Source organism: bacterium (assembly GCA_030697795.1).
Classification (GTDB): domain Bacteria; phylum Patescibacteriota; class Minisyncoccia; order JACQLN01; family JACQLN01; genus JACQLN01.
Window position 1 is genome coordinate 1 of the sequence record JAUYOV010000002.1, and the last position, 1,411, is coordinate 1,411.

General features: G+C 37.3%; 1 protein-coding gene. It reads right to left on the reverse strand.

The features are described from left to right. Positions 1-1,357, reverse strand: a 1,357-nt coding sequence (locus Q8Q95_00715) for a glycosyltransferase family 39 protein (GenBank protein ID MDP3764128.1), incomplete at its 3' end; no start/stop codon positions are given. Positions 1,358-1,411: the final 54 nt, after the last annotated feature.

The following is a 1,411-nucleotide window of genomic DNA, read 5'->3' on the forward strand; positions in this document are numbered from 1 at the left end:
TCTTCAACAAAGGGCATCTGGTTATCAACGGCCAGTACCGATCGTTTTTATAAATAGCCGGAAAGTCCACTATCATATAGTGCCCTCTAAAAGCTGATACCTTTTTCGTGTAGTCCCCTTCCGGAGCCGTATAAAATCTTGAGTGGTATTTACCACTTTTTTTGAGGTCATAAGGGGCGATATCGTTATAAGTTATGATCCTCGTTATTGATGGCTCTTTTAGAACATAATTAAGTGTCTGGCGAACTATTCTATCCGGACTGCCATACAAACTGCCTCGCAAAAGCTCATTCATAAAAATCAAATTATAACCAAAACCGAATATCAAAAAAGATGCGAAAATATAAGTTTTATATTTAGTGCGCCTTATTAATAAATAACTGCCCAGGAAAAGAGTTGCCATAATCCATGACCATAAAATAAATTGCGCCGAAAAATAAAAACCTATCGGCCCGGAACCGCTTGAAAATGGGATCAGAAAATTAAAATCAAAATTCTTTACTTGTTCCACATAAGCCGTTTTTGGATTAAGCGGCAAGACTGCATAAGTTCTTGAAAATATAAGAAGCGCAAAAACAAAAAATGTGCCCGTACCGACTACAAATTTTTTAAACGACAAGACGGAGCTGGCTTTTTTGTAACAATAATATAAAACATCGCTTGTTATAATAACCGCGGGAACTATCAAAAACATGAAATAGCGTTCTATCGTTAACTTGGTAAAATCAAACAAAATCAAATAGAATAATAAATTAACAAAGACATACAAATACCAAAATCTCTGCCTGTTTCGTATTTCTTTTATAAACAGGCCGAAAACAGCAGGAAGAGTCAATAATGGCGACAACCAAACAAATGACTTAACAACCTTAAAACCAAGTTCCAGATAAGCTCTCGAGCCGAAGTTAAAGGACTTAAAGTTCATGGCGTAATCTATAATCCCGTGAAGACGGGAATAGTAAAAATAAAACAGCAAAGCCATAAAAGCTAACACCGGTACGCTTGCTTTCAAGACCTGCTTCAATACTCTAAGAAAATTATCCTTATTTCTCTCATGTAAAATGAATAAATAGTCCAGGATCAATGCCGCTAAAAACAAAACAAAGCTCTCCTTGGTAAACAATCCCCCAACAATGGCAAGACCTAGTAAAAACAAGGAGCGTCGTTTGTGTCCGCCTTCAAGCAATCCCAGGTACCCGTAATAACCCAGGAGAACGAAAAAGGGCAGGATCGCTCCATCTATATCAACCTGAAGTCCGGCAATCAAGCTATAAATGTTCAGGACAAAGAGAGCGGCCGCAGCCAATGCCGCCTTTTTATTAAAAACTTTGCTGACTATCAGATATATCAGCCACATATCAATAAAACTAAAGAACACAGACAAAACCCTAAGATTATAGAAGCCAAAAAT